Origin of the sequence: Mizugakiibacter sediminis, from assembly GCF_000953855.2 — a bacterium.
Classification (GTDB): domain Bacteria; phylum Pseudomonadota; class Gammaproteobacteria; order Xanthomonadales; family Rhodanobacteraceae; genus Mizugakiibacter; species Mizugakiibacter sediminis.
On record NZ_DF970243.1, the window covers coordinates 1 to 21,920 of the forward strand.

A 21,920-nucleotide genomic window follows, 5' to 3' on the forward strand; every position below is an offset into this window, starting at 1 on the left:
CGCGGCGTGGACTTCGGCTTCAAGTACCGCCTGCCGGAGACCCGTTTCGGCAACTTCGCGCTGACCTTCGACAGCACCTACATCGCCCAGTACGACAACGACACGGCGCCGGGTACCCCGGGCGATCTGGTCGTGCACGTGGCCGGCCATTACAACCGCGACTACGGCAACTACGCGCGTTGGCGTGCGCTGGCCGGCATCAACTGGAACCTGGGTCCGTGGGATGCTTCGTGGCGTATCCGCTACGTCGGCCCGATGGCGGTCGGCAATGCCGACGTGCGTCAGGGTACGTCGGCGGACGGCGGTATCCCGGGCGTGGAGCTGCCGATCGGCTCCTACACCTACAACAACTTCAGCGTGGGCTACAACATCGAGCCGATCAACACCCGCATCGACGTGGGCGTGGACAACGCGTTCGACAAGCAGCCGCCGTTCCTGTACCAGAACAACGTGATCAACGCCAACACCGACGTGAACACGTACGACACGGTCGGCCGCTACTACTGGGCCCGCGTGACGGTCAAGTTCTGATCTAGCGTTCTTGCCGTACCTGAGCCGCGCGGCGCCAGCCGCGCGGCTTTTCTTTTTCCGCCGCAGGCCCTAACGTGGCGTCTCTGTCATCCCGACCCTGCCACGCAATGAGCGCCGTTGCCGTCCCCGAAATCTACACGTTGCTCCAGCAGGGCCGCCTGCAGGAGGCCGAGCAGCTTGCGCGCATCGGTCTGGCAACGGCCCCGCAGGACGAGGCCATGCTCACCTTGCTCGGGGTCAGTCTGCAGATGCAGAAGCGGCCGGGCGAGGCGGCGGACATCCACCGTCGGCTGACCGGGCTTCGGCCGCAGTCCAAGGAACACTGGAGCAACCTGGGCACCGCGTTGCGCGAGGCAGGCAGGCTGGACGAAGCGCTCGCCGCGTACCGGCAGGCGCTCAGCCTCGCCCCCGGCGACGCCGTGGTCAGCCTCAACCTGGGACTGCTGCACATGGAGCGCGCGGAATACCCGCTGGCGCGCCGCCACCTGCTCGAGGCCTGCCACGCCGATCCCGGACTCAACGAGGCGCGCCTGTACGGCGCGATGATGTGCTACGAGTGCGGCGACAACCCGACGGCCGAGCGGTTGGTCGAGGACTGGCGCATGTGGCCGGACCTGAGCGATGCGCAGCGCGTGGACCTGGCGTGGCTGCTCACCCAACTCGGCCAGACCGCCGAAGGCGAGGCGCTGTTCGAGTCGGTGCTGGAGACCACGCAGGAACTGCCGCGCGTGCTGGCCAACCTGATCCTGCTGCGCGAGCGGGTCAATCGTCTCGACGAGGCGCGCGCTCTGCTGGCGCGGCTGCCCGAATCCGACGAGTCGATCGACCTGGTAGCGCGCAGCGAAGTGGTTGCGGCCCGCGCGGCGATGGCCATGCGCGAACGCGACCTGCCGACCGCGCGCCGGCTCTACGAGCAGCTGATCGCCGTGCCGCAGCCGGAGCGCCAACGCAGCAACCTCTATTTCGGCCTCGCGCACGTCTGCGACAAACAGGGCGATGTCGACGCCGCCATGCAGGCGCTGGCCAAGGCGCACGCCAGCCAGATGGAGACGGCGGCGCAATTGGTGCCGGAGCTGCTGGCTCCGGACGTGCAGCCGCTGAAGACCTCGACGCTGTGGGTGAGCGCGCAACAGCGCGCCGGCTGGCGGCCGGTATCGGCGCCGCCGACGGCGGAATCGCCGGTGTTCGTGGTCGGATTTCCGCGCTCCGGCACGACCATGCTCGAGCAGATGCTGGACGCCCATCCCGCACTGCAGGCGATGGACGAGCGCGCGTTCCTGCAGGGCGTGGTCGAGCGTCTGCGCGACTGGTACGGCCTAGCCTACCCGGACCAACTCGGCGAGTTGGATGACGCGCAGTGCGCGCAGCTGCGCCAGGCCTACATGCAACTGGTCGGCGGCGTGGTGCAGCTCAAGCCCGGTCAGCGGCTGGTGGACAAGAACCCGCTGAACATGCTGCGGCTGCCGCTGATCAACCGGCTGTACCCCAACGCGAAGATCATCCTCGCGCTGCGCCATCCGTGCGACGTGCTGGTGAGTTGCTACATGCAGAGTTTCCGCGCACCCTCGTTCGCCGTGCTCTGCTCCTCGCTGGAGCGGCTGGCGCGAGGCTACGTCAACGCGATGCAGTTCTGGCTGCATCACGCCGCGCTGCTCAAGCCCGACATCATGGAGCTGCGCTACGAGGCGATGCTCGACGATTTCGACGGCCACGTCGATCGGCTCGGCCGGTTCCTCGAGCTCGAGGACGCGTCGCCGCTGCGCAATTTCCACCAGCACGCGCGCGCCAAGGGCTTCATCAGCACGCCCAGCTACTCGCAGGTCGTCGAGCCGGTGAACAAGCGCGCGGTGGGTCGCTGGCACCGCTACCAGCGTTATCTGGAACCGGTGCTGCCGATCCTGGCGCCGATCATGGAGCACTGGGGCTATGAACCCTGAGCCGACCACGGCGAGGCCGCCGATGCGCGACCGCCTGCAGGACTACGTGCAGTGGTACGACGGCGCGCTGACGCCGGCGTTCTGTAGCCAGCTGATCGCGGCGTTCCAGCAGACGCGCCAGCAGCAGATCGAGCGCACGCGCGGCTGGCGGCCGGGGCTCAAGGACAGCGCCTGGACCGAACTCGACATCACGCCGCTGGCGGACGAGGCGTTCCGCGGCTTCTTCTACGACCAGATCGATCGCTATCTGGCGCGCTACAACGCCCACCTCGGCCTGACCCTGCCGGTGCCGGGCTCGACCCTGCTGGCGCCGCTGCGCATGAAGCGCTACGCCGTCGGCAAGGGCGAATGGTTCCAACCGCACTTCGACTCGATCAACGAAGTTGCGAGCCGCTATCTGGTGTTCCTGTGGTACCTGAACGACGTCGCTGAAGGCGGCGAGACGGAGTTTTGCGACCTCGACCTCAAGGTGGAGGCCCGCACCGGCCGCCTGCTGGTGTTTCCGCCGTACTGGATGTACCAGCACGCCGGCCTGCCGCCGCGCTCGAACGACAAGTACATCCTCTCGACCTATCTGATGTTCCCGGCGTCGTCGCCGGGGCGCTGATCCGGGGCGGTGCTCAGTCGCCCTTGCGGATGTGGATGTCGCCGCTGAAGGTCTCCACCGTCACGCGGCCGGCGCCGGCGCCGATGCGGGCGTCGAGATGCGTGCCCGGGCCGTGCTCGGGCCGTTCGGCGCTGCCGAAGTCGCTCTGCAGGTTGCCGCTGAAGGTCTCGGCGCTGAGCTGCGCGGACAGGTCCGCCGGCAGGTTCAGGCGCACGTCGCCGCTCATCGTTTCCACGTGCAGGTTGGCGTCGGCGGCGAGGCGGACGCCGAGCACGATGTCGCCGGACACCGTGCTGGCCTGGCCCTTGCGCAGCGGCCCGCCATTGACGCGAATGCCGCCCGACACCGTCTGCACGTCGGCGGATTCGCTCACCGACGGGATGACCACGTTGCCGCTGACCGTTTCCACGTTTGCCTTGCGCACCGGCGCGCCGAGCTCGACGTCGCCGCTGACGCTGTCGACGCTGATTTCCGGGCTGCGCGCATCCAGCCGCACGCGGCCGCTGACCGTGTTGACGTCGACCTTGCCGCCGGCGAGGCCGCTGACGCTGACCGGCGCGCTGACCACGTCGACGGCGAGCGCGACGCCGCGCGGCACGTGCACGTCGAGGTCGGTCGGCCCCATGCGGCTGTCGCTGCCCCAACTGAACCAGCCGGATTTCTCGGGCCCCTCCACCTTGATGCGCAGGTCGTGGGCGTCGCCTTCGACGGCCAGGCGCCTGGCGCCCTCGCCGAGCGTGCCGGTGATCTGCACCTGGTTGCGGTCCCAGGCCGTGACTTTCACTTCGCCCTTGACGTTGCTGATGCTGATGCGGGCATCGGCAGCGACGTCGCGCAGCTCGTTGATCGGCGTGCCGGCGGCGAGCGTCGCCGCGGCGTGACCGCCGAGGGCGAGCGCCAAAGCCAGAAGGGTGAGCGGTTTCATCGGAGGTCTCCTCGTCAGCCGGCGCGGTGTTCGAGCTGCCGCAGGCGGGCCTGCTGGCGCTCGGTGCGGTCGATCAATCGGTGCAGGAAGGCGGCCTTGGGCGATTCGTCCAGGGCCTGCCGCAATTCGTAGCGCGCCGCATCCAGCTCGATGGCGGCGCCGGCGAGGCGCGGGTCGTGCGGGTTCCAGCGCGCCTCCCGCCCCACCGCGGGCGCGTCCGCCGCGGCCTCGAGCAGCAGGCGCGCGCTGATGCCGCCGACCACCAGCGCCACGGCCGCGCTGGCCGCGGCCAGCAGCAGGCGCGGCGAACGCCGGCGGCGCGGCGCCGGCGCGGCGATGCGCGCGGCGATGTCCGGCCACAGGTCGCGGCCGGGTTCGACCGGCGCGTTCAGCGCGCGGGCCTGCTTCAGCCATGCGAGCTCGTTCATGTCGTACCTCCCAGCGCGCGCCTCAGCAGACCGCGCGCGCGGTGCAATTGCGCTTTCGAGGAGCCGACCGCCATGCCCAGCTCGGCGGCGATCTCCTCGTGTTTCCAGCCTTCGACGTCGTGCAGCACCAGCACCGCGCGCGCCCGCGGCGGCAGCGTGCCGATCGCGCGCTCCAGCTCGGCGCGCTCGACCGGGCAGAACGGCTGCTGCGGCTGCTCCGGCAGGTCTTCGCTGCCGCCCGCCGTGTCGACCGGATCGCTGCGCTGCGCGCGCAGGTCCATCAGCGCGACGTTCACCGCCAGGCGGTACAGCCAGGTGCCGAACGCGCTCTCGTGGCGGAAGCCGTCCAGTTTCTGCCAGGCGCGCACGAACGCCTCCTGCACCAGCTCCTCGGCGCGTCCGTGGTCGTAGCCGACCAGGCGCAGCAGCGCGCCGTGCACGCGGCCGACGTGGCGGCGGTAGAGCGTCTCGAACGCACGCACGTCGCCGCGGGCGGCGGCGCGGGCGAGTGCGGCGTCCGCGGGCTCCGTGCGGAGCGCTGGCTGCATGGGCGTCACGCGGGCAGGGCAGGCACCGTCCATCTTGCCAGTTTGGATGCGCATCCGGCGATGACGGTTTAAGCCGCCGCGGCCACGGCGGCCGGTACGTTATGATCGATCGCATCGGCGACGCGCATGTCGCTGTCGGCCCGCACCCTCGAACCGAGCGCAGCCAGCGCGGAATTCCGCATGGATCCCACCCTCCCCATCGCCGAGGATCGCGCCGCCGCCGACGCGGCGGTCGGACGATTCCGCGAAATCGCGGCCCTGAGGGGCGCACAGGCCGGGCTGGAGGCGCTGCGGACGGATCTGCTGTCGGCGCCTGCGGCGGCGTGGGTGGCCTGCGCGCGGCAGCTTGCCGCCCAAGGCGCCGCGGAGATCGCGGTGGCGTTGCTGCGCACGGCGCCCGCGACGCTGGCGGCGCAACCGGCGCTGCGCGTGGCGCTCGGCGAGGCGCTTTGGCAGGCCGGCGCCGCCGGCGAGGCCGAGGCCACGCTGCGGCGCGTGCTCGCCGAGGACCCTGAGCGTCATCCCGCAGCCCTGGCGCTGGCCCGCCAGCTGCGCAATCGCGGACGGCTCGACGCCGCGGTGGCGGTGCTGGAAGCGGCATGCGGGCCGGATGCCGGTCTCGCCGTGCTGCTGGAATGCGCGCTGTTCATGAAGCAGTGCCAGCGCGAGGCGCGGGCGCTGGCCTTGTGCGAGGACGCGCTCGCGCGCGGCGAGCGCGATGCGCGCCTGCTCGCCCTGGCCGGCAATCTTGCCCTCGCCCTGGGGCGCTTCGAGCAGGCGCGCGCGCGGCTGCTCGAGGCCATCGCGCAGGGCGTCGATTTCAACGAGTGGCAGGTGCCCGAGGCACTGGCGCGCGCGCAGCGTTACCGCGACCCGCAGCACCCCGACTTCGCCCGCTTCGAGGCCTGGCGCGGCGATCCGCGGTTGGGCCCGCGGGCGCGCGCGTCGCTGCTGTTCGGCCTGGCCAAGGCGTACGACGACGTCGGCGACTACGCGCGCGCGGCGGCGCTGCTGCGCGAGGCCAACGCGCTCGCCCGCAGCGTTTCGCCGTGGTCGCGCGAAAGCTGGCGCGCCGCCATCGCCGCGCGATTGGCGGCGCCGGCGCCGCGCGTGACCGCATCGGTGGCAAGCGGCTGCGCGCCGGTGTTCGTGGTCGGCCTGCCGCGCACGGGCACGACCCTGGTGGCGGAATTGCTGGGGCGCCATCCGCACGTGCGCAACCGCGGCGAGCTGCCGGTGCTGGGCTACGTCGCCAACCGGCTGCGGCAGAGCGGGCGCGAGGAAGACCCCGCCGTGCTGCGCGAGGCGGCGGAGCTGTACCTCGCGCACCTGCGTCAGGACGACGCGCCGGCCCGCTGGTACGTCGACAAGGATCCGCTGAACTTCCGCTACCTCGACAGCGTCGCCGCGCTGTTCCCGCAGGCGCGGGTGGTGTATTGCCGGCGCAATCGCCGCGACACGGCGCTGTCGATCTGGTCGCAGATGTTCGGCAATCCCGAGTACGGCTTCGCCGGCGACTTCGCCGACATCGCCGCGGTCGCCGCCGACTGCGAGCGGCTGATGGCGCACTGGCGGCGCACGTTGCCGCTGGCCATCCACGTGCTCGACTACGAGCATCTCGCCGCGCAGCCGCAGGCAACCTTGGACGCGCTCGGCGCGTTCATCGGCCTGCCGCCTTTCGACCTGCTCGCCGCGCCGGCGCCGGAAGGCGCGGCGATCGCCAGCGCCAGCCTGTGGCAGGCGCGGCAGCCGGTGCACCAGGGCTCGATCGGCCGCTGGCGGCACTACGCGCCCTACCTGCCCGAACTGGCCGCGGCGTTCCCCGACTGAGGCGCGTGCGCCGCCCAGCGACGGGCGGCCTCGCACACCGTGCCGAAATGGATGTCGGCGATGTCCTCGACGTCCTCGGCGTAACCGCCGGCCATGGCGATCGCGCAGGGCAGGGCGGCGCGCGCCAGCGTGTCGAGCACGTAGCGGTCGCGCTGGCGCAGACCGGCCTTGCTGAGCAACATGCGGCCGAGCGTGTCGCCGGCGTAGGGGTCGGCGCCGGCGAGGTAGATCGCGGCGTCGGCCTCGGCCCGCGCGATCGCCTCGGGCAAGTGCCGCGCCAGCAGGTCGAGGTAGCGGCGGTCGTCGCAGCCTTCGGGCACGGCGACGTCGAGGTCGCCCGGCTCCTTCAGCGCCGGATAGTTGCGCGCGTCGTGCATGGAGAAGGCGAAGATCGAGGGATCGCCGCGCACCAGCGCCGCGGTGCCGTTGCCCTGGTGCACGTCGAGGTCGACGATCAGCACGCGCCGCGCCAGGCCGAGCGCCTGCGCGTGGCGGGCGGCGACCACGGCGTCGTTGAACACGCAGTAGCCGCGGCCGTGGTCGGCGTGCGCATGGTGGGTGCCGCCGGCCAGGTTGACCGCGACGCGCTCGCCGCGCAGCGCGGTCTCCAGCGCGGCCATGGTGCCGCCGACCGAGCGGCGCGCGCGTTCGACCATCGCCGGCGACCATGGGAAGCCGAGACGGCGCTGCTCGGTGGCGGTGAGCGTGCCGGCGGCGAGCCGGGCCAGATAGTCGGCGGTGTGCGCGCGCAGCAGCGCGGCGTCGTCGGCGGCCACCGGCTCGCGCAGTTCGATGCCGAGCGCGTCGGCGTGCGCGACGACGCGCTCGTACAGCCGCCGGTACTTGGCCATCGGAAAGCGATGGCCGGCGGGCAGCGGCAGCACGAAATGGTGGCAGTAGAACGCTTTCACGAAGAAGAACGGCGCGGGACGGCGCGGCGCCGGCCCGCGAGTGTAGCGACGCGATGCCGCCGCGGCGTCAGGCGCGCGCGGCGGCCTTGGCGGGGGCCTCGCCGCCGGCCAGCGCGGCGGCGACGCGCTGCTGCTCGGCCTTCAGCCGGGCCGGCATGCGCGCGCCGTAGCCGTCGAGGTACTCACCGATCGCCGTCAACTCCGCACGCCAGCCTTCGATGTCGACGCCGAGCAGCGCGTCGACCGCCTGCGCCGACAGGTCGAGGCCGGCGAGGTTCAGCTCCTCGCGCTTCGGCAGGATGCCGATCGCGGTCTCGTTGCCGCCGACCGCGCCGGCCACGCGCTTCAGCATCCACTCGATCACGCGCAGGTTGTCGCCGTAGCCCGGCCAGAGGAATTTGCCGTCGGCGCCCTTGCGGAACCAGTTGACGTGGAAGATCTTCGGCAGCTTCGCGCCCGGCTTGTCGAACGACAGCCAGTGCGCGAAGTAGTCGGCGAAGTTGTAGCCGCAGAACGGCTTCATCGCCATCGGATCGCGGCGCACCACGCCGACCTTGCCGGTCGCCGCCGCGGTGGTCTCGGAGGCCATCGCCGCGCCGACCAGCACGCCGTGCGCCCAGTCGCGCGCCTCGAACACCAGCGGCACCAGCGACTCGCGGCGGCCGCCGAACATGATCGCGGACAGCGGCACGCCCTGCGGGTCCTCGGCATGCACCGACCAGCTCGGGCACTGGTTGATGCGTACGGTGAAGCGCGCGTTCGGATGCGCCGCCGGGCCGTTGGCGGGGTCGTAGGAGCGGCCCTGCCAGTCGACCGCCGGCTGGCCGTCGCCGATGCCTTCCCACCACGGTTGGTTGTCGGCGGTCAGCGCGACGTTGGTGAACAGGGTGTCGTGGTGCAGCATCGCCATCGCGTTCGGATTGGTGCGCGTGCTGGTGCCGGGGGCGACGCCGAAGAAGCCGGCCTCGGGGTTGATCGCCCACAGGCGGCCGTCCGCGCCCGGCTTCATCCAGCAGATGTCGTCGCCGACCGTCCACACCTTCCAGCCGTCGCGGCGGTACCCCTCCGGCGGAATCAGCATCGCCAGGTTGGTCTTGCCGCAGGCCGACGGGAACGCGGCGGCGACGTAGTGCGTCTCGCCCTGCGGGTTCTCGATGCCGACGATCAGCATGTGCTCGGCCAGCCAACCTTCCGTGCGCGCCTGCCAGCTGGCGATGCGCAGCGCGTGGCATTTCTTGCCGAGCAGGGCGTTGCCGCCGTAGCCGGAGCCGTACGACTTGATGGTCAGCTCCTCGGGGAAGTGCATGATGAAGCGGCGCTCGGGATCGAGTTCGCCGGTGGAGTGCAGGCCCTTGACGAAGCTGCCGTCGCGTTCGATGCGCGCCAGCGCCGCCGCGCCCATGCGCGTCATCATGCGCATGTTGGCGACGACGTACGGGCTGTCGGTGATCTCCACGCCGCAGCGGGCGAGCGGCGAGTCGATCGGTCCCATGCAGTAGGGCACCACGTACAGCGTGCGTCCGTGCATGCAGCCGTCGAACAGCGCGTCCATCTTGGCGTGCGCCTCGGCCGGCGCCATCCAGTGGTTGTTCGGGCCGGCGTCCTCGCGTTCGCGCGTGCAGACGAAGGTGAGGTGCTCGACGCGGGCCACGTCCGAGGGGTTGGAACGGTGCAGGTAGCAGCGCGGGTGGGTGGTCTGGTTCAGCGCCAGCAGCGTGCCGTTGGCCTGCATCAGCTCGACCAGCGCCGCGTACTCGGCGTCGGAGCCGTCGCACCAGTGCACGCGGTCGGGGCGGGTCAGGCGTGCGACCTCGTCCACCCATCGGTTCAGCGATTCCAGCTTGCTCGTCATGGTCCCTCGGGCCCCGCGGAAGTGAAGAAAAAAGCGACGTTAGCCCCGCCTCGGGGGCAATGCAACCGCAGCGCAGCGGACCTCAGGACGGGATCAGCGTGGCGATCACATGGGCCACGTAGGCGTCGAATTCCTCGTGGCTCAACTTGGGCAGGCCCAGCGTCAGGTTCAGCTGCAGGAAGCCGACGTAGGCGGCGTAGGCGAGCCGCGCGCGGTTCAGCGCGGTGACGCGGTCCATGCCGGTCTGGCGATAGGCGAGGGCGAGGAAGTCCATGCGCCGCTGCGAGACGCGCGCCATCAGCGGCAGCACCTGCGGATGGTCCAGCGCCTTCAGCAGCGCGGCGTAGATGCGGTGCGGCTGCACTTCGCGCGCGACGCGGCGGAACAGTTCGCGCAGGCGTTCGCGCGGATCGGGGATCGGATCGACCTGCGCGACCAGCGCGCGGTCGTCGTCGCGCTCCCAGCGCTCCAGCGCGGCCTTCAGCAGCGCCTCGCGCGTGCGGAAATGCCAGTAGAAGCTGCCCTTGGTGACGCCGAGCCGCCGCGCCAGCGCCTCCACGGCGAGCGCGTTGACGCCCTGTTCGGCGATCAGGTCCAGCGCGCCCAGTTCCCAGTCGTCGGCGGAGAGACGCGAACGTTCTTGCTTGGTGGCGGCTTCCATGGAGCCATGGTAGCGATTCGTCCCGGGCTTGCAACGCGAAATTTTGCGGTCCCGCCGGAAAACGGCATCGCGACAATGAGATAGCGTCCATACTTTTGCGTATTGACTTGGCGTCGAAAGACGCCACATACTCGATCGTATGGTCGCGGTAGCCCGCTCGCCGTCCGAAGTCCTGCATTGGCGCCATCCGGCGGCGGACGGCGCCTGGCTGGCGGTCGACGACCGCGGCCCGCGCGAGGCCGCGCCCGTGCTGTTCGCGCACGGCTTCGGCCAGACCCGCCACGCCTGGACCGCCGCCGCGGCGGCGCTGGCCGCCGCCGGCTACCGCTGCGTCAGCTTCGACGCGCGCGGCCATGGCGACAGCGCGCGCGTCGCCGACGGCGGTTACCACCTCGAGCAGTTCATCGACGACCTGGCCGGGCTGGCCGCGGCGTTGCCGCGGCCGCCGGTGCTGGTCGGCGCCTCGATGGGCGGCCTGCTCGGCCTGGCGCTGGCCGGCGAGCGGCGGCCGACGCCCTTCCGCGCGCTGGTGCTGGTCGACATCACGCCGCGCTGGGAGTCCGCCGGCGTCGAGCGCATCCTCGGTTTCATGCGCGCGCATCCGCACGGCTTCGCCGATTTCGCCGAGGCCGCCGCCGCGATCGCCGCCTACCTGCCGCATCGCGGCAAGCGCAAGAGCGAGGCGCGGTTGCGGCCGCTGCTGCGCGCCGGCGACGACGGCCGCCTGCGCTGGCACTGGGACCCGGCGATGCTCGGCCCGATCGCCGAGGAGGGCGAGCGCTACCAGCCGCGCCTGCTGGCAGCGGCGCGTCGCGTCGAGCTGCCGACCCTGCTGCTGTCCGGCGGGCGCAGCGACGTCGTTTCCGCCGACACCGTGCGCGAATTCCTCGCGCTGGTGCCGCACGCGCGGCACGTCGAGCTGCCGCGCGCCACCCACATGCTCGCCGGGGACGCCAACGACGCGTTCACGCGCGAGATCGAAGCCTTCGTCCGCGCGCTGGACGCGGGCGATCCGTCCACGAGGTGACTGTCATGGCCCCATGGTTTCCCTTGCTCGCGGCGTTGCTGGCCACGTTCGTCTGCGCCTATCGCCGCGCCAGGCTGCGCACCTGGACGTCGACGACCGCGGCGGCCATCGCCGCCGCCGGCCTGCTCGCCGGCTTCCACGCCGGCTTCTGGAGCGTCGCCGCGGCGTTCGCGCTGATCGCGCTGCCGCTCAACCTGACCGGCTTCCGCCGCGCCGTCTTCAGCGCGCCGCTGCTGCGCGTGTTCGAGCGCGTGCTGCCGCCGCTGTCCGACACCGAGAAGGCCGCGCTCGAGGCCGGCACCATCGGCTTCGAGGGCGAGCTGTTCGCCGGGCGTCCGGATTGGTCGAAGCTGCTGGCCGAGCCGAAGCCCGAGCTCAGCGCGGAAGAGCAGGCCTTCCTCGACGGCCCGGCCGAGGAACTCTGCCGCATGATCGACGACTGGCAGATCACCCACGAGCTGGCCGACCTGCCGCCCGAGGTCTGGGATTACCTCAAGGCGCACAAGTTCTTCGGCATGATCATCCCGAAGCGTTACGGCGGCCTGGAGTTCTCCGCGCTGGCGCATTCGGCGGTGCTGCAGAAGTTGGCCAGCATCTCCGCCACCGTCGCCTCGACGGTGGCCGTGCCGAACTCGCTGGGCCCGGCCGAGTTGCTGCTGCACTACGGCACCGACGCGCAGAAGGAGCACTACCTGCCGCGCCTCGCCGACGGCCGCGAGATCCCGTGCTTCGCGTTGACCGGCCCGTTCGCCGGCTCCGACGCCACCTCGATTCCCGACTTCGGCATCGTCTGCAAGGGGCGCTGGAAGGGCGAGGAGGTGCTGGGCGTGCGCCTCACCTTCGACAAGCGCTACATCACGCTGGCGCCGGTGGCGACCGTGGTCGGCCTGGCGTTCCGCATGTACGACCCGGAACGCCTGCTCGGCGGCAAGGACGACCTCGGCATCACGCTGGCGCTGCTGCCGCGCGAGACGCCGGGGTTGGAGATCGGCCGCCGCCACCTGCCGCTGAACGTGCCGTTCCAGAACGGCCCGGTGCGCGGCAGGGACGTGTTCGTGCCGCTCTCGCAGCTGATCGGCGGGCCGGCGATGGCCGGCCACGGTTGGCGCATGCTGGTCGAGTGCCTGTCGGTGGGCCGTGCGATCTCGCTGCCGTCGAACGCCACCGGCTTCGTGCGCACGGCGGCCGCGGCCACCGGCGCCTACGCGCGCATCCGCAAGCAGTTCGGCCTGGCGATCGGCCGCTTCGAGGGCGTGGAGGAAGCGCTGGCGCGCATCGGCGGCTGGACCTACGCGATCAGCGCGCTGTCGCGCGCCACCGCCGCCGCCGTCGACCGCGGCGAGAAACCGGCGGTGACCTCGGCGATCGGCAAGTACCACGCCACCCAGCTCGGCCGCGAGGTGGTGCAGGACGCGATGGACGTGCACGGCGGCAAGGGCATCGTGCTCGGTCCGAAGAACTACCTGGGCCGCAGCTGGCAGGGCGCGCCGATCTCGATCACCGTCGAGGGCGCCAACATCATGACGCGCAGCCTGATGATCTTCGGCCAAGGCGCGGTGCGCTGCCATCCGTACGTGCTGCAGGAAATGCAGGCGGTGCGGATCGCCGATCCGCGCGAGCGCCTGGCGGCGTTCGACCGCGTGCTGTTCCGGCACCTGGGCTTCGGCTTCGGCAACGCCGTGCGCGCGCTGGTGCTGGGGCTGACGCACGCGAAGATCGGCAAGGCGCCGGGCGATGCCTACACGCGCCGCTACTACCGCAAGCTCAACCGCTACTCCGCCGCGCTGGCGCTGACCGCCGACGTGGCGATGGGCGTGCTCGGCGGCAAGCTGAAGTTCAAGGAGAAGATCTCCGCGCGCCTCGGCGACGTGTTGAGCTATCTCTACATCGCCAGCGCGATGCTGAAGCGCTACGAGGACCAGGGCCGCCCCGAGGCCGACCGCCCGCTGCTGGCCTGGGCCTTCCACGAGTGCGTGTGGCGCATGCAGATGGCGCTGGACGGCGTGCTGCGCAACTTCCCGGTGCGCCCGGTGGCGTGGCTGCTGCGCGCGCTGGTGTTCCCGTTCGGCCGCCGCGAGGTGCCGGCGTCCGACCGCCTCGGCCGCCGCGTCGCCGCGCTGCTGACCGCGCCGAACGAGGCGCGCGACCGCCTGGTCGAATGGGCCTACCTGACGCCGGCGCCCAACAACGAGGTCGGGCGCATGAACGCGCTGTTGCCGGAGGCGATCGCCGCCGAGCCGGTCGAGCGCAAGTTCCTCAAGGCGCTGAAGTCCGGCGCGATCGAGGCGCACGACTACTTCGAGCAGCTCGCCGAAGCGGAACGGCTCGGCGAGATCGACGCCGGGGAGCGCGAGCTGCTGGCGCGCGTGCGCCGGATGAGCGCGGAGTTCATCGCCGTCGACGACTTCGATCCGAAGGAGCTGGCGGCGGCGGTGCGGCGCGGGCCCGGGGCGGCGCTGCGCTCGGTGGCCTGAGCCGGCATGGCGGCGGCCCCGATCGCGGCGCGGCAGGGCGCTCCGCCGCTGCTGCGCCGCTACCGCGCGCTGCGGCGCTGGCCGGGCGGCCTCTGGCTGTTCAGCCGGCGGGTCTGCCTGCGCTCGCCGTACTTCGCCGGCATCGCGCCGCGCATCGAGCGGCTGCGGGCGGACGTCTGCGAAGTGACGATCCGCGACCGCCGCGCCGTGCACAACCACCTCGGCACCGTGCACGCCATCGCCCTGTGCGCGATGGCGGAACTGGCCGCGGGGCTGCTGGCCGAGGCCGGCTTGCCGGCGGCCATGCGCTGGATCCCCAGGGGCATGAGCGTCGAGTACCTGGCCAAGGCGCGCGGACGCATGCGCGCGACGGCGACGTTCGCCGAGCCGCCGCGCGTCGCCGCGGAGGGTTACACCCTGCCGGTCGAGGTGGTGGTGGTCGATCCCGCCGGTACGGCCGTGTTGCACGCGCGCATCGCCATGTGGGTCAGCCCGCGGCCGCGCCTGGGCGGTTAGCGATGCTCAGGCGTCGATCGCGGCGGCGTGCTCGCGCGTGGCCGCGAACGTCACCTGCGGCCAGCGTTCCTCGGCGAGCTGCAGGTTGACCCGCGACGGCGCGAGATAGACCAGCTCGCCGGCGGCATCCAGCGCCAGGTTCATCGCGTTCTTGTCGCGGAACTCCTCGAACTTCTTCGCGTCCGCGCAGCGGATCCAGCGCGCGGTGACCACGCCGACCTGCTCGAACGCACAGTCGACGCCGTATTCGTCCTTCAGGCGGTAGGCGACCACGTCGAACTGCAGCATGCCGACCGCGCCGAGGATCAGGTCGTTGGACATCAGCGGGCGGAAGAACTGCGTGGCTCCTTCCTCGGACAGCTGCGCCAGGCCCTTGGCCAGCTGCTTCATCTTCAACGGATCGCGCAGGCGCGCGCGGCGGAACAGCTCGGGCGCGAAGTTGGGGATGCCGGTGAAGCTGAGCGGCTCGCCCTCGGTGAAGGTGTCGCCGATCGAGATGGTGCCGTGGTTGTGCAGGCCGATCACGTCGCCCGGATAGGCGGTGTCGACGATCTCGCGGTCGGAGGCCATGAAGGTGAGCGCGTTGGCCAGCTTCACCTCCTTGGCGGTGCGCACCTGCAGCGCCTTCATGCCCGGGCTGTAGCGGCCCGAGCAGATGCGCATGAACGCCACGCGGTCGCGGTGCTGCGGATCCATGTTGGCCTGGATCTTGAAGACGAAGCCGGTCAGCTTCTCTTCCTCCGGCCGCACCTCGCGCGTGGTGGTGGCGCGCGGCTTCGGCGCCGGCGCGTGCTCGACGAAGAAGTCCAGCAACAGTTGCACGCCGAAGTTGTTCACCGCCGAGCCGAAGAACACGGGCGTCTGCCGGCCGGCGAGATAGGCCTGCGCATCGAACGGATGCGAGGCGCCCTGCACCAGCTCCAGCTCCTCGCGCAATTCGGCCAGCGCCTCGGCGCCGATGCGCTCGGCCAGGCCGGGCGCGTCCAGGCCCTTGAAGATCGTCGAGTCCTGGCGCGTGAAGTTGCGGCCGGCCTCGTAGATGTGCACCTCGTCGAGCAGCAGGTGGTACACGCCCTTCAGGCGCGCGCCCATGCCGATCGGCCAGGTGACCGGCGCGCACTGGATCTTCAGCACGCGCTCCACTTCGTCCAGCAGCTCGATCGGCGAGCGGCCCTCGCGGTCGAGCTTGTTGATGAAGGTCATGATCGGCGTGTCGCGCAGCCGGCACACCTCCATCAGCTTGATCGTGCGCTCCTCCACGCCCTTGGCGCAGTCGATCACCATCAGCGCGGAGTCGACCGCGGTCAGCACGCGGTAGGTGTCCTCGCCGAAGTCGGCGTGGCCGGGCGTGTCGAGCAGGTTGACGATCTTGCCCTCGTAGGGGAACTGCATCACCGACGAAGTGACCGAGATGCCGCGCTCCTTCTCCAGCGCCATCCAGTCGGAGGTGGCGTGGCGCGCCGCCTTGCGGCCCTTCACCGAGCCGGCCAACTGGATCGCGCCGCCGAACAGCAGCAGCTTCTCGGTCAGCGTGGTCTTGCCCGCGTCCGGGTGGCTGATGATGGCGAAGGTACGGCGACGCCGGGTTTCGTTGAGGTGCTCGGACATGGCCGGAACCGTGGGTAAAGCTCGCCATGATAGCGCGGAAGGCGGGTGGAGCGGGGAGCAGGGAGCGGGGCGGTGGTAGGGGGCTCTGGGGACGGGGCGAGACGGCAGCGTGCCTGTCATTGCCGGCATGACGATACGAGCGACGCGCATCACCGTCTCCCGTCTCCTTCCTCGAGCACCCCGATTCCGCCAAACCAAATAGACGTCTAAACGTCCAAACGTCTATTGACACGGCGCCGCGCAAACCCTAGTGTACGCACACTGCTCATCGAGACCGGCTGAGGGACAGGCCCTTTGAAGCCGGGGCAACCCGCGGAACCGCAAGGTCCGCACGGTGCCAACTCCTGCGGGGACGCGCCCGACGCGATCTGCCGAGAGATGAGTTGCGTGATCGTCGCGCCGGTGCTGCGCGGCGGTCGCTGCAACGCCTTTCCGGTTCTCCGCAGCGCCATGGGCGACCTGCCGGAGAACCCAGATGACCCTGCTGTCCCCCGATCTCGTCGTCGAACCCGCATCGCCGCCCGCGCGCGACGACGCGCCTGCGCCGTCGTTCGGCGAGCGCCGCCTGTGGCTGCAGCCGCGGCACGGCGACGGCCCGCGTGCCGTGCGCGTGCGCTATGCGCTGCACGGGCCGGACGGCGCGCCGGTGGTGATCGCGCAGGGCGGTATCTCGGCCGACCGCCGGGTCTGCGCCGGCGAGGACGGCGCGCACGGCTGGTGGTCCGCGCTGGCCGGCCCCGGTGCCGCGATCGACACGACGCGCGTGCGCGTGCTGGCGATCGACTGGCTGGACCGCGCGGACCTCGGCGCTGCCCGCGCGGTCGGCAGCGAGGACCAGGCCGATGCGCTGGCCGCGCTGTTGATCGCGCTGGGGCTGGGCCGCGCGCACGCCTTCGTCGGCGCGTCCTACGGCGCGATGGTCGGCCTGGCGTTCGCCGCGCGCCACCCGCAACGCCTCGGCCGTCTGGTGGCGATCGCCGGCGCGCATCGCGCGCATCCGCTGGCCGTGGCCGTGCGCGCTCTGCAGCGCGAGATCGTGCGTTTCGGCGCGCGCCACGGCGACGCCGCCGGCGGCCTCGACCTGGCGCGCCGTCTGGCGATGACCACCTACCGCGGCGAGCGCGAGTTCGCGCTGCGCTTCGGCGCCGAGCCCGAGTTCCGCGACGGCCGCTACCGTTTCGCCGCCGAAGGCTGGCTGGAGGCCGCGGGCGCGCGTTTCGCCGCGCGCTTCGATGCCGAGCGCATTCTCGCGCTGTCCGAATCGATCGACCTGCACGCGGTCGATCCGGCCGCGGTGCGCGTGCCGGCCACGCTGATCGCCTTCTCCACCGACCGCGTCGTGCCGCTGGGCGACCTGTGCGAGCTGCAGCGCCGGCTGGGCGCGCCGGCCGTGCTGCACGTGCTCGATTCCCCTTACGGCCACGACGCCTTCCTCAAGGACGCCGCGCAGCTCGCCCCGCTGCTGCGCGAGGCCATCGCCATCGAAGGAGCCTGCCATGACTGAACTCGCCCCCTGTACGCGCGCGGTGCGTACCGGCATCGAGACCGACACGCAGCACGGCGCCGTGGTGCCGGCGCTGCACCTCAGCACCAACTTCGCCTTCGCCGGCTTCGCGCGGAAACGCGCCTACGATTACTCGCGCAGCGGCAATCCGACGCGCGACCTGCTGGCCGGCGCGCTCGCCGAACTGGAGGAGGGCGCCGGCGCGGTGGTCGCCGCCAGCGGCATGGCGGCGGTGGCGTTGGTGCTGGAGCTGGTGCCGGCCGGCGCGCTCGTCGTCGCCTCGCACGACTGCTACGGCGGCACCTGGCGCCTGCTGGATGCGTGGGCGCGCAAGGGCCGCTTCCGCGTGCGCTTCGCCGACCTCGGCGAGGCGCGCGCCTGCGCGGAGGCGCTGGCGGAACGGCCGGCGCTGGTGTGGGTGGAGACGCCGTCCAACCCGCTGCTGCGCATCACCGACATCCGCCGCGTCGCGCAGGCCGCGCACGCGGTCGGCGCGCTGTGCGCGGTCGACAACACCTTCCTGTCGCCGGCGCTGCAGCGGCCGCTGACGCTGGGCGCCGACCTCGTCGTGCATTCCACCACCAAGTACATCAACGGCCACAGCGACGTGGTCGGCGGCGCGGTGGTGGCGAAGGACAAGGCGGTGGCCGAGCAGCTGACCTGGTGGGCGAACTGCCTCGGCCTGACCGGCGCGCCGTTCGACAGCTTCCTCACCCTGCGCGGGCTGCGCACGCTGGGCGCGCGCCTGCGCGTGCACCAGGAGAACGCCGCGCGCGTCGCCGCGCTGCTGCACGGCCATGCCGCAGTCGAGCGCGTGTACTGGCCGGGCCTGCCGCAGCATCCCGGGCATGCGCTGGCCGCGCGCCAGCAGGACGGCTACGGCGCGATGCTCAGCTTCGAGCTGCGCGGCGGCGAGACGGCGATCGTCGCCTTCCTCGACGGCCTGCGCTGCTTCTCGCTGGCGGAATCGCTGGGCGGCGTCGAGAGCCTGGTCGCGCATCCGGCGACGATGACGCACGCGGCGATGGCGCCGGAGGCGCGCCGCGCCGCCGGCATCGCCGACGGTCTGCTGCGGCTGTCGGTCGGCATCGAGGACGCGGACGATTTGTGCGCCGACCTCGCCGCCGCGCTTGCGCGCGCGCAGGCGGCGGCGCGCGCGCCCGCCGCGCGGCGGGCGACGGCATGAGCGCGGTGCTGGCCGGGCGCGTCGCGGCGCAGCGCGGCGCGGCGGATCGTGCGCTGGTGCTGCTCGGCACCGGCGTGGTCGGCGGCGCGTTCCTCGACTTGCTGCGCACGCCGGCGGCATCGCGGCTGCGCCTCGTCGGCGTCGCCAACTCGCGCCTCCAGCGAACGGCAGCCGAGGGACTGGCGGCGCACGACCTGCGTGCACGACTGCGCGTGGACGGCGAAGCGCGCGACGACGCGGCGCTGCTGGCCGCGCTCGATGCCAGCGGCGTGGCGACGAAAGTGATCGTCGACGCCACCGCCAGCGCCGACCTGGCCGCGCGACATCCGCAGTGGTTGGCGCGCGGCCATCACGTGGTGACCGCGAACAAGGCGCTCGCCGGCGGCGATCTCGCCGGCTGGCGCGCGCTGCAGGCGGCGCTGGCGCACGGTGCGCGCTACGGCGACGCGGCCACCGTCGGCGCCGGCCTGCCGGTGCTCGCGACGCTGCGCCGCCTGCGCGATTGCGGCGACCGCCTGCTGGCGCTGGAGGGCGTGTTCTCGGGTTCGCTGTCGTGGCTGTTCAACCGCTACGACGGCCGCAGGCCGTTCTCGGCGCTGCTGCGCGAGGCGCGCGCGCGCGGTTACACCGAACCCGATCCGCGCGCCGATCTGTCCGGCGCCGACGTCGCGCGCAAGCTGCTGATCCTCGCGCGCGCCGGCGGCTTCGCCCTCGACGCCGGCGACGTCGAGGTGCAGAGCCTGGTGCCGGCCTCGCTGCGTGCGCTGGACACGGACGCCTTCCTCGCGTGCGCGGAGGCACTCGACGCGCCGCTCGCGGCACGTCACGCCGAGGCGCAGGCGCGCGGCCATGCGCTGCGCTTCCTCGCGCGCCTCGATGCGCACGGCCGCGCGCAGGTCGGTCTGGCCGAGGTGCCCGCGCAGCATCCGGCGGCGCGCCTCGACGGCACCGACAACCAGTTCATCCTCACCACGACCCGCTATCGCGCGCAGCCGCTGGTGATCCAGGGCCCCGGCGCCGGTCCGGAAGTCACCGCGCAGGCGCTGCTGGGCGACGTGCTGGCGCTGCGGTAGCCCGATCGTCGCGGAAAGGGAACGTAGGGCGGAACCGGCCTCACCGGTTCCACCGTCGCGTTGCGCATGCGCTCGAAACCATCGGCGGAAGCCGCGCTGCGGCTTCCGCCCTACAGGACTATGACGGATTGAGGTCGGAGCGCATGCGTTTCAACAAGAGCGCGAGTGCAGCCGACCGTTCAGTGGAGTTCGGGGGTGTGACTCGCATCTTGGCGATGGCGTCTATCACGTCGTCAGAACCAATGACTTCGGCACGTGCAGCCCACATGCCGAAGCGTTTTGCGTTCTCGATGGAATTTGTGACCTCGAGAGATTCCAGCGCCTGCAATAGACCGGAATAGACTTCGCTCCGATCTTTGCGCAGCACGTCTTCAAGTTGTGCCCGACGTGCTAGGAAGTGCTGCAAAAGAGCGGTGACAACGGAGCCGGCGCCAAGTCCGCCAAGGAAAGCAGAGATTGTCGATGCTTCGATCAAGCGCCTGACCCCTTCCCTCGAAAACCTCGCTCTCTGCCGAGCGAGACCCCGCGGCTCAATGCCCGGTGATGCGCTCGGCGGTCTCTTCGTCGGGCGGCACCAGCGGATCGCGCGGGTGCGCGCGCGCCTCGAGTTCGGCGGCTTCCACCGACGGCGTGCGCCAGCCGGATTTCACGCCCCACAGGTAGAACACCAGGCCGATCGCGGCGACCACCAGCAGGTCCCAGCCGTAGGGGATGTAGCCGTGGCCGTGGAACATCGGGCTGCCCGCCCACGACACCAGCGCCAGCGTCGGCAGGTAGCACACCAGCCACCAGGCGCCCCGCAGCTGCCGGCCGAAGTCGTGCCAGCCGCCCTTGGCCTGGTAGTAGAAGTACACCGGCAGCGCGACCACCACCAGCAGGATGATCTGGCCGGTCAGCGGCCAGCGCGCCCAGTACAGCAGCTCGGTGGCGAAGATGAAGGCCAGCGCGGAGATCACCGGCAGGCCGGACAGGCGCAGCGGGCGGTGCAGGTCCGGCGCGGTGCGGCGCAGCGTCATCGCGCTGACCGGGCCGGTCATGTAGGAGATGATCGTCGCCACCGAGATCACCGCCGCCAACGTGCCCCAGCCGCGGAAGAAGAACAGGAACAGGTAGGACACGGCGAGGTTGAACCACATCGCCGCGCGCGGCACGCCCCACTTCGGATGCAGCGTGCCGAGGATCTTCGGCAGCGTGCCGTTGCGCTCCATGCCGTAGATCATGCGCGCGGTGGTGGCGGTGTAGGTGATGCCGGTGCCGCTGGGGCTGATGAAGGCGTCGGCGTACAGCAGCATCGCCAGCCAGTGCAGGTTGACGATGATCGCCAGCTCGGCGAACGGCGAGCGGAAGTCGATGCCGTTCCAGCCGGCCTTGGCCAGCAGCTCCGGCGGCACCGCGCCGAGATAGGCGACCTGCAGGATCACGTAGACGACCGTCGCCAGCGCGATCGAGCCCAGCACCGCGAATGGAATGCTCTTGCCGGGATTGCGCGCCTCGCCGGCGAGATTGACCGGGCTCTGGAAGCCGTTGTAGCTGAACACGATGCCGGCGGTGGCGACCGCGGTCAGCACGGCGGCGAAGTCGATCGCATGCGCCTCGCCGTTGACGCCGACGGAGAAATTGCCGCCGTGGAAGCCGGAGGCGATCAGCGCCAGGCCGGTCGCCGCCGGCACCACCAGCTTGAACAGGGTGATGGCGCTGTTGGAGCGCGCGAACAGCTTGACGCTCCAGAAGTTCAGCAGGAAGTAGACGATCACCAGCGCCGCGGCGATCGAGAGGCCGGGCAGGGTGAGCTCGCCGCGGCCGTCCGGCATGTGCACGTAGAGATCCTGCGCCCACTGCCACGGCCACGAGGCCATGTACTGCACCGAGGCTTCCGCCTCGACCGGGATCACCGAGACGATCGCGATCCAGTTCGCCCACGCGCCGATGAAGCCGACCAGCGAGCCGTGGGAGTAGTGGCTGTAGCGCACCATGCCGCCCGATTCGGGAAACATCGCGCCGAGTTCGGCATAGGTCAGCGCGATCGCGGTGATGATCGCCGCGCCCAGCACCCAGGCCCACACCGCGCCCGGACCGGCCAGTCCGGCCGCGCGCCAGGCGCCGAACAGCCAGCCGGAGCCGATGATCGAGCCGAGGCCGGTCAGCATCAGGGCGAAGGGGCCGACATCGCGGCGGATCGGGGAATTTGCGGACATCGGCTGCTCCTCGGCGCGCCCGGTCGGGCGGGCGCGTTCGCGCTGGATCGGATCGAAAGGGGGCGTCCCCTGCGACGGACGGTCCGGTGACGGACCGGGTCGAGGGC

The 21,920-nt window shown here is 71.5% G+C and carries 18 protein-coding genes, 1 pseudogene and 1 riboswitch; of the genes and pseudogenes, 10 read left to right on the top strand and 9 right to left on the bottom strand.

What is annotated here, in order from left to right; genetic code table 11:
- The 3 genes and pseudogenes from MBSD_RS15530 to MBSD_RS12580 form a co-directional block, all read left to right on the top strand.
- Window positions 1–531, top strand: a pseudogene (locus MBSD_RS15530) (TonB-dependent receptor); the annotation flags it as partial.
- A 107-nt stretch (window positions 532–638) separates the two neighbouring features.
- On the top strand, window positions 639–2,468 hold the full coding sequence (locus tag MBSD_RS12575) for a tetratricopeptide repeat-containing sulfotransferase family protein (RefSeq protein WP_062537651.1): 1,830 nt from the start codon (window positions 639–641) through the stop codon (window positions 2,466–2,468).
- Between the two features lie 22 nt (window positions 2,469–2,490).
- Complete coding sequence (locus MBSD_RS12580) at window positions 2,491–3,075, top strand: 2OG-Fe(II) oxygenase (protein ID WP_062537652.1); 585 nt, start codon at window positions 2,491–2,493, stop codon at window positions 3,073–3,075.
- Between the two features lie 13 nt (window positions 3,076–3,088).
- Here the strand turns inward: MBSD_RS12580 and MBSD_RS12585 are convergent, their stop codons facing one another.
- Genes MBSD_RS12585 through MBSD_RS12595 form a run of 3 tightly spaced genes read right to left on the bottom strand, consistent with a single transcriptional unit; the run spans window position 3,089 to window position 4,976 of the window.
- Window positions 3,089–4,000, bottom strand: a complete 912-nt coding sequence (locus MBSD_RS12585) for a DUF4097 family beta strand repeat-containing protein (protein ID WP_082306661.1) — start codon at window positions 3,998–4,000, stop codon at window positions 3,089–3,091.
- Between the two features lie 14 nt (window positions 4,001–4,014).
- Complete coding sequence (locus tag MBSD_RS12590) at window positions 4,015–4,428, bottom strand: hypothetical protein (RefSeq protein ID WP_062537653.1); 414 nt, start codon at window positions 4,426–4,428, stop codon at window positions 4,015–4,017.
- Entirely contained in the window at window positions 4,425–4,976 is a 552-nt protein-coding gene (locus MBSD_RS12595) for an RNA polymerase sigma factor (protein WP_062537654.1), read from the bottom strand. The genes MBSD_RS12590 and MBSD_RS12595 overlap by 4 nt, the downstream gene beginning before the upstream one ends.
- 180 nt (window positions 4,977–5,156) lie before the next feature.
- Here MBSD_RS12595 and MBSD_RS12600 point away from each other — a divergent pair, with 180 nt between their 5' ends.
- Window positions 5,157–6,806, top strand: coding sequence for a tetratricopeptide repeat-containing sulfotransferase family protein (locus tag MBSD_RS12600; protein ID WP_148667886.1), 1,650 nt, complete (start codon window positions 5,157–5,159; stop codon window positions 6,804–6,806).
- Here MBSD_RS12600 and MBSD_RS12605 read toward each other — a convergent pair.
- From MBSD_RS12605 to MBSD_RS12615, 3 genes are all read right to left on the bottom strand, one after another.
- Window positions 6,770–7,717 carry a histone deacetylase family protein gene (locus MBSD_RS12605; protein ID WP_062537656.1) on the bottom strand — a complete coding sequence of 316 codons (948 nt, stop codon included), beginning with the start codon at window positions 7,715–7,717 and terminating at the stop codon, window positions 6,770–6,772. The genes MBSD_RS12600 and MBSD_RS12605 overlap by 37 nt on opposite strands.
- 67 nt (window positions 7,718–7,784) lie before the next feature.
- Window positions 7,785–9,569, bottom strand: a complete 1,785-nt coding sequence (locus MBSD_RS12610; RefSeq protein ID WP_062537657.1) for a phosphoenolpyruvate carboxykinase (GTP) — start codon at window positions 9,567–9,569, stop codon at window positions 7,785–7,787.
- An 82-nt stretch (window positions 9,570–9,651) separates the two neighbouring features.
- Entirely contained in the window at window positions 9,652–10,230 is a 579-nt protein-coding gene (locus MBSD_RS12615; RefSeq protein WP_062537658.1) for a TetR/AcrR family transcriptional regulator, read from the bottom strand.
- A 139-nt stretch (window positions 10,231–10,369) separates the two neighbouring features.
- Between MBSD_RS12615 and MBSD_RS12620 the strand changes: the two genes are divergently transcribed.
- From MBSD_RS12620 to MBSD_RS12630, 3 genes are read left to right on the top strand one after another with little or no spacing between them, the layout of a single operon-like run.
- Window positions 10,370–11,257, top strand: coding sequence for an alpha/beta fold hydrolase (locus MBSD_RS12620; protein ID WP_062537659.1), 888 nt, complete (start codon window positions 10,370–10,372; stop codon window positions 11,255–11,257).
- A 5-nt stretch (window positions 11,258–11,262) separates the two neighbouring features.
- A complete protein-coding gene (locus tag MBSD_RS12625) occupies window positions 11,263–13,731 on the top strand; it encodes an acyl-CoA dehydrogenase (RefSeq protein WP_062537660.1) in 2,469 nt (822 codons plus the stop codon).
- 6 nt (window positions 13,732–13,737) lie between these two features.
- Entirely contained in the window at window positions 13,738–14,247 is a 510-nt protein-coding gene (locus MBSD_RS12630) for a hotdog fold domain-containing protein (protein ID WP_062537661.1), read from the top strand.
- Window positions 14,248–14,253: 6 nt separating this feature from the next.
- Here MBSD_RS12630 and MBSD_RS12635 read toward each other — a convergent pair whose 3' ends face one another.
- On the bottom strand, window positions 14,254–15,855 hold the full coding sequence (locus MBSD_RS12635; RefSeq protein WP_062537662.1) for a peptide chain release factor 3: 1,602 nt from the start codon (window positions 15,853–15,855) through the stop codon (window positions 14,254–14,256).
- Between the two features lie 262 nt (window positions 15,856–16,117).
- Window positions 16,118–16,240: riboswitch (SAM riboswitch) on the top strand.
- A 90-nt stretch (window positions 16,241–16,330) separates the two neighbouring features.
- On the opposite strand from MBSD_RS12635, the gene metX reads away from it, so the two are divergent.
- Genes metX through MBSD_RS12650 form a run of 3 tightly spaced genes read left to right on the top strand, consistent with a single transcriptional unit; the run spans window position 16,331 to window position 19,618 of the window.
- Window positions 16,331–17,359, top strand: a complete 1,029-nt coding sequence (gene metX / locus MBSD_RS12640; protein ID WP_062537663.1) for a homoserine O-succinyltransferase MetX — start codon at window positions 16,331–16,333, stop codon at window positions 17,357–17,359.
- A complete protein-coding gene (metB, locus tag MBSD_RS12645) occupies window positions 17,352–18,545 on the top strand; it encodes a cystathionine gamma-synthase (RefSeq protein WP_062537664.1) in 1,194 nt (397 codons plus the stop codon). The genes metX and metB overlap by 8 nt, the downstream gene beginning before the upstream one ends.
- Window positions 18,542–19,618, top strand: coding sequence for a homoserine dehydrogenase family protein (locus tag MBSD_RS12650; protein ID WP_062537730.1), 1,077 nt, complete (start codon window positions 18,542–18,544; stop codon window positions 19,616–19,618). The genes metB and MBSD_RS12650 overlap by 4 nt, the downstream gene beginning before the upstream one ends.
- 118 nt (window positions 19,619–19,736) lie before the next feature.
- Here MBSD_RS12650 and MBSD_RS15220 read toward each other — a convergent pair whose 3' ends face one another.
- Both MBSD_RS15220 and MBSD_RS12655 read right to left on the bottom strand, forming a co-directional pair.
- Window positions 19,737–20,093 (bottom strand): hypothetical protein, encoded by a 357-nt coding sequence (locus tag MBSD_RS15220; protein WP_148667887.1) that lies wholly within the window; start codon window positions 20,091–20,093, stop codon window positions 19,737–19,739.
- A gap of 55 nt (window positions 20,094–20,148) precedes the next feature.
- Complete coding sequence (locus MBSD_RS12655; protein WP_062537665.1) at window positions 20,149–21,813, bottom strand: APC family permease; 1,665 nt, start codon at window positions 21,811–21,813, stop codon at window positions 20,149–20,151.
- Window positions 21,814–21,920 lie beyond the last annotated feature (107 nt).

What these genes read in the sequence shown, in the direction of transcription:
- MBSD_RS12575 (WP_062537651.1), top strand. Translation starts at nt 639, where the DNA reads ATGAGCGCCGTTGCCGTCCCCGAAATCTACACGTTGCTCCAGCAGGGC.
- MBSD_RS12580 (WP_062537652.1), top strand. Translation starts at nt 2,491, where the DNA reads ATGCGCGACCGCCTGCAGGACTACGTGCAGTGGTACGACGGCGCGCTG.
- MBSD_RS12585 (WP_082306661.1), bottom strand. Translation starts at nt 4,000, where the DNA reads ATGAAACCGCTCACCCTTCTGGCTTTGGCGCTCGCCCTCGGCGGTCAC.
- MBSD_RS12590 (WP_062537653.1), bottom strand. Translation starts at nt 4,428, where the DNA reads ATGAACGAGCTCGCATGGCTGAAGCAGGCCCGCGCGCTGAACGCGCCG.
- MBSD_RS12595 (WP_062537654.1), bottom strand. Translation starts at nt 4,976, where the DNA reads ATGCAGCCAGCGCTCCGCACGGAGCCCGCGGACGCCGCACTCGCCCGC.
- MBSD_RS12600 (WP_148667886.1), top strand. Translation starts at nt 5,157, where the DNA reads ATGGATCCCACCCTCCCCATCGCCGAGGATCGCGCCGCCGCCGACGCG.
- MBSD_RS12610 (WP_062537657.1), bottom strand. Translation starts at nt 9,569, where the DNA reads ATGACGAGCAAGCTGGAATCGCTGAACCGATGGGTGGACGAGGTCGCA.
- MBSD_RS12615 (WP_062537658.1), bottom strand. Translation starts at nt 10,230, where the DNA reads ATGGAAGCCGCCACCAAGCAAGAACGTTCGCGTCTCTCCGCCGACGAC.
- MBSD_RS12620 (WP_062537659.1), top strand. Translation starts at nt 10,370, where the DNA reads ATGGTCGCGGTAGCCCGCTCGCCGTCCGAAGTCCTGCATTGGCGCCAT.
- MBSD_RS12625 (WP_062537660.1), top strand. Translation starts at nt 11,263, where the DNA reads ATGGCCCCATGGTTTCCCTTGCTCGCGGCGTTGCTGGCCACGTTCGTC.
- MBSD_RS12630 (WP_062537661.1), top strand. Translation starts at nt 13,738, where the DNA reads ATGGCGGCGGCCCCGATCGCGGCGCGGCAGGGCGCTCCGCCGCTGCTG.
- MBSD_RS12635 (WP_062537662.1), bottom strand. Translation starts at nt 15,855, where the DNA reads ATGTCCGAGCACCTCAACGAAACCCGGCGTCGCCGTACCTTCGCCATC.
- metX (WP_062537663.1), top strand. Translation starts at nt 16,331, where the DNA reads ATGACCCTGCTGTCCCCCGATCTCGTCGTCGAACCCGCATCGCCGCCC.
- metB (WP_062537664.1), top strand. Translation starts at nt 17,352, where the DNA reads ATGACTGAACTCGCCCCCTGTACGCGCGCGGTGCGTACCGGCATCGAG.
- MBSD_RS12650 (WP_062537730.1), top strand. Translation starts at nt 18,542, where the DNA reads ATGAGCGCGGTGCTGGCCGGGCGCGTCGCGGCGCAGCGCGGCGCGGCG.
- MBSD_RS12655 (WP_062537665.1), bottom strand. Translation starts at nt 21,813, where the DNA reads ATGTCCGCAAATTCCCCGATCCGCCGCGATGTCGGCCCCTTCGCCCTG.